At 45.1% G+C, this 999-nt stretch carries 1 protein-coding gene; it reads left to right on the forward strand.

Annotated elements, in window-relative coordinates; genetic code table 11:
- The first annotated feature begins 93 nt into the window (after window positions 1-93).
- Entirely contained in the window at window positions 94-984 is an 891-nt protein-coding gene (locus L5L77_RS22520) for an IS982 family transposase (RefSeq protein WP_263223445.1), read from the forward strand.
- Window positions 985-999 lie beyond the last annotated feature (15 nt).

Consider the following 999-nt stretch of genomic DNA (forward strand, 5'->3'; position numbering starts at 1 on the left):
TAACCTGAACTCGGGATAAGAAATGTTGAACTAATAGCCCTCCAAGTGATCGGATCTTTCGACCAAGAGAAACCCCATCACACCGGAGGGCCTATGCATAAATTAGTGGAAGTGTTTTGCGATGTCGATGATTTTTGCGCTGTTTTYATTCCAGAATGGGAAAAAACGCTGTTAAYCGATGGTACACGCAAGCGTCATCGCGCTGGCCGTATGACGATGAGCGAAGTGATGACCATCATCTTACTTTTTCAGATGTCCCACCACCGTGATTTCAAGAACTTCTACATCGGCTATCTGGCTCATTTCTACAAATCCGCTTTTCCCAATTTACTCAGCTATACCCGCTTTCTTGAGGTGATGCCCACTGCTTTAGTGCCGCTTTGCAGCTACTTTGCCAGCCTCAAGAGTGACCCCACTGGCATCGAATTTGTAGATTCAACCAGCATCAAAGTGTGTCATAACCTACGTATTCATCGCCATAAAACCTTGGCGGGGCTGGCGTGCAGAGGTAAAGGCACCATGGGTTGGTTCTATGGCTTTAAGCTGCATTTGATTGTGAATCATCAAGGCGGAATAGTGGCGGCCAAAGTGACCCCAGCGAATGTACATGACACAAAACCGGTGAATGAGATGGTGCACAGTGACATGAATAAACTCTATGCAGATAAAGGGTATATCAGTAAAGCGCTGTCCAGTGAATTGCTTGAGAAAGGCGTGAAGTTGGTGACGAACGTGCGTAAGAATATGAAAGCGAAGGCAATGTCGTTGTGGGATAGAGCGATGCTGTCGAGACGTTTTATCATAGAAACCATCAACGACCAGTTAAAAAATATCTCTCAAATAGAGCACTCAAGACACCGCAGCGTGCATGGTTTTATGCTCAATATGATTGCGGGACTCATCGCCTATCAATTGAAAGACAATAAGCCACAACTGAACCTCACTAATGCGGAGTTTAATGCTATTACAGTTATGGCTAGTTAAACCGATCTCAGGTTA

Origin of the sequence: Shewanella sp. SM29 (assembly GCF_025654245.1) — a bacterium.
Classification (GTDB): domain Bacteria; phylum Pseudomonadota; class Gammaproteobacteria; order Enterobacterales; family Shewanellaceae; genus Shewanella; species Shewanella oncorhynchi.